Genomic DNA, 3,888 nt, shown 5'->3' on the forward strand with positions numbered 1-3,888 from the left:
AAACTACAGTTCGCTTGCGAGTTTAAAAATATCATCATATTTTGAAACAAACTCTTTACACCTATCACAAATCAACTCCCCTCCTTTATAAGGAAAAGGGGTTTTGCATTCAGTGCAGATTTTCAAAGTATGTTCAACTAAAACTTTTCCTCTATCAAAAGCATACTCAACAATATCAAGCTTATCTTTGTTTTTTATAGCTTTTAGTTCGCATATATCGTTACAGATACCGCAGCTTATACACTTTCCGCTTTGAAACCAGATGGTTGTAGAGTCATTTGAGTAAAATAGAGCATCCGTTGGACAAAATTTAACGCAATCACCGCAATTATTGCACAAATCAAAATCAATCTCTTTGTTTGATAAAAATGAATAATTTGTAGATATTTGTGAATTTTTAAAATTTTGAATCTCTTTTTTAATGGAGTTTTTTAATAATATAATTTTTATTGGGATTTTAACTTTTACGTTTGCAAGCTCTTTTACCTCTATACCTTCACCAGATAACTCTTTTGCGGAATTGAAAATTTTTTTAAAAATGGCTCTTCTTTGGTTGATAGTCTCGCTAACTTCCGTTTTTATCTCTTTATCTATGCCGAGCTCTTCCAAAAATCTGTTTGCCTCATCTATTCTTTCAACGATTGATTTATAGGTTTTATTATCTTTATTTATTTCACACCCTTGGCAATGAGACAAATCGCATCTAACAGAATCTTTTCTTAGAGCTAAAGAGATAAAGTTTTGAGAACTAAATACGCTAAGGCATGGAGTATCCTTTTTACATGAAATAACTACTTTTTCCTCTTTTAAAGAGATGATAAACCCGTTTGGATCAAAATAATTTACACTTAAAGCCTCGCTTGGGCATACACCCACACAAACGGCGCAGTTTTTGCAACTTTTTTCATCAAGCCTTAATTTTCCTCTATCAAATACAAATGCATCCTCTGGACATATATCTATACACTCGCTACATTTATTATGATAATAATCTGTTCTAAGACATTTTAATCTATCAAACTCAAAAAGTTCGGTATTTTGTTTATATAAGCTCATCTTTTCTCCACAGCTTGACATTAAACGTTGGTAACTAGGAATTGGGAATTAGTTATTTTCCTAATTTTCTAACTCTCTAACTTTCTCTCCCTTACCGCCTTACCACCTTATCCCCTTACCACCTTACCACTCAACTACTTAACTTTTTTAACCAAAATCACCATCCCTCAAACTCTCATATTCACTAAACAAAAATTCGATAGTAAAATCGGCCAAATCTTTATAAAAAGGTGTCTCAACAAGAGATTTTATCCCTATCAAATATGGTGGAACCCATTTTAATAGATGATTTTTTAAAAAATCAAAAGCTATTTTTTCTTCATTTTTTAAAACAAGATTTTGCATAAATCCAAGCTCGATTGAGAGATGATCGGGAGCTAAGATATCGGTTTTATTCATATCTATCTCATATCCGTTCATAAAATAAAACTGCATAACGGGATTTTGAAGTCCCACCAAAATCTCCCCTTTACTATCCTCAACCAAAGTCTCAACCGGCTGAGAGTTTATAACAAATGCCGAATTAAAATCTACGTTTAACTCCTCTTCTATTTTTGATATATCATTTTTTAAAAACCACTCTAAACTATCATTTCCTATAGATTCGAGAAGTTCTTTGTTTTTTTTCAAATCTTTTATCGCTTCTGTATCCAACTCTTTTTGATAACACCTTGATAAAAAGGCATAAACAAAAGCTTTTGCTTTATTATCCAAAATATATCCTTTAAATCTGGAATTAGGAATTGGGAATTAGTAATATTTTTATATTTTATAAAATTTATTTTCCAATTCCAAATGCCCAATTCCCAATATACCTATCTAAAACCGCATTTAGCGGCTTTAGATTATAAACAACCTTTAAAAAACGACTTTTTTGGAGGAGGAGGGGCTTTAAATTCATGAGCTTTTATAGTTTTTCCATCACTTTCAAGCTCACCAATGATAGTTACTTCATTTCTGTTTGCCGCTTTTTCCAAAAGCTCGCTTACATGAACTCCCTCAGGATCTATATAATATATCTTTCCTTCATCATGAACAAATAAAACCATCTCCATTTTTGTAGGCTCACCAGGAAGCCACTCTTTATAACAACCCTCTTCGCCACAATGATAAGTCTCAAGCCTACAGTCGGCAAATAGGTCGTTTTGGGCACACCATTTTGTTGTTAAAAACCCTTTTTTCTCAAACTCGCCTTTAGCTCCGCCGCTGGCATTTAGACTAAAAGCCAAAGAGAGTCCAAGCAGAGCTGTTAGAGCTAATTTTTTCATTTTTCTACCTCCGCTTTTAGTGTCTGCAAGAAAGCTACCAAATCATTCAAAGACTTCTTATCCATCCAATCAAATGGAGGCATAGTAGAAGTTCTATTTCCTTTCTCATCGACCATATACCATGCAAAATTTGGATGAGAGTTTCTATTGTATCCCGGAACTACAACGGCGTTTGGATCAACTATCGACTCTCTTATATATCCAGCCGTTGCTTGGCCTCCTATATTGCTAAGATCAGGCGCCATATACATAGGGGCTTGCTCTGCACCTTTCCATCTATGGCAGCTTGCACAGTTTGTCATAGCAAGTTCTTTTCCTTTTTCAATATCCCCTTTTACTTTCTCATCTACCGCAGATACCAATTCCTCTCCGCCTTTTTTAGGAAGTTTTACAGCAATCCATCCAGATAGATGTTTAAGCCCGTCTCTATGCAACTTTTTACCGTCCCACACGGCAACTGCGACAGGAAACGCTCCGCTATTTAGGTTTAGATACTCATCCTTAACCTCTCTTACAACCATACCTCCCCACATATTCATCTTATCTACATAATGCATATCGGCGCTATATTTTGAGGAGTTATCTTTTATTTCGGTCATAGATCTAAAGCCTTCGCTTACAAAGGCTTTTTGATAGTCTCTAATGGCAAGCTGATCGACTCTTTTTTCAAACTTTTTCAAATCTTTCCCAAATCTATTGGTATTGTGAGGGTTTACTTGATACCCAACAATACCGTTTCCGTTTGGTTCATAAACTTTTTCAACTGCTTTTTGCAAATATATAACTACGGGTCTATTTTTACTCCCCATGCCGATATATGGCAATTTATTTACATCTTTTGGCGTAGCAGCAAACTGCACCGCAAAGCCATCTGCGTAAACATCGCTTTTATACCCTTTTTGTACATCTTTTGTTTTATCTTTCCATCTGACTATTACCGCGACGTTTTTGCCATCATAAAGCGCTGCTACCTCAACTTTTTTTGCTTTATTGTTTTTGTTTATTTGGTTTGCTTTTTTATCGTTTAGTCTAAGTGTCGTTTGCGGATATACGATAATTTGGCTAAATTTTGCATTTTGTTTTATTATCTTGCTACCGCACTTTAAATTACTTAGGTCTTCATTAACCTTTATAGCCTCAACCACATTTGACGAAAACGCAACCGTTGCGGCCAAGCTCAAGGCCGTCATCAATCCTACTGCTCTTTTCATGGGTGCACCTTAAAACTTATTTTTTTTGTATATTTTCCAGCAATATACCTATCATCAACAGGAGCCAAAGGTTTTGCCCCCTTCTCTTTGGCAACCTTTTGATAATAGTCGTTATCCAGCCTAAACATATCTTGATGCTGATAAGCTATCAAAATATCCATCAACTCAGATTCTCCCGTTTTTGCTCTTTTTTCTTTTTCTGCTTTTATAGTCTTTATAGCTTCATGAACCGCCGGTCCAAAAAGTTTTTCAAGCTCTTTTATAGGAATTCTGTTGCTTCCTTCTATAATCTTTCCATTCTCATCAAACTTTGGAGGAGCTTCCGTTGGCGGAACATAATATACATTTGGTTG

General features: G+C 35.0%; 4 protein-coding genes and 1 pseudogene. All 5 read right to left on the reverse strand.

Going from position 1 to position 3,888, the window contains the following annotated elements; genetic code table 11:
- Positions 1-3 precede the first annotated feature (3 nt).
- Positions 4-1,056 carry a 4Fe-4S binding protein gene (locus AC30RD_RS06020; RefSeq protein ID WP_489493450.1) on the reverse strand — a complete coding sequence of 351 codons (1,053 nt, stop codon included), beginning with the start codon at positions 1,054-1,056 and terminating at the stop codon, positions 4-6.
- A 147-nt stretch (positions 1,057-1,203) separates the two neighbouring features.
- Positions 1,204-1,770 (reverse strand): TorD/DmsD family molecular chaperone, encoded by a 567-nt coding sequence (locus AC30RD_RS06025; protein ID WP_489493451.1) that lies wholly within the window; start codon positions 1,768-1,770, stop codon positions 1,204-1,206.
- Between the two features lie 131 nt (positions 1,771-1,901).
- A complete protein-coding gene (locus AC30RD_RS06030; protein WP_489493452.1) occupies positions 1,902-2,324 on the reverse strand; it encodes a hypothetical protein in 423 nt (140 codons plus the stop codon).
- Positions 2,321-3,535: an ethylbenzene dehydrogenase-related protein gene (locus AC30RD_RS06035; RefSeq protein ID WP_489493454.1), complete on the reverse strand. Its 1,215-nt coding sequence runs from the start codon at positions 3,533-3,535 to the stop codon at positions 2,321-2,323. Before AC30RD_RS06035 ends, AC30RD_RS06030 begins: the two co-directional genes overlap by 4 nt.
- A pseudogene (locus AC30RD_RS06040) lies at positions 3,532-3,888 on the reverse strand (respiratory nitrate reductase subunit beta); the annotation flags it as partial. The gene AC30RD_RS06035 and the pseudogene AC30RD_RS06040, both read right to left, overlap by 4 nt.

The sequence above is a fragment of the Nitrosophilus sp. genome (assembly GCF_982775275.1).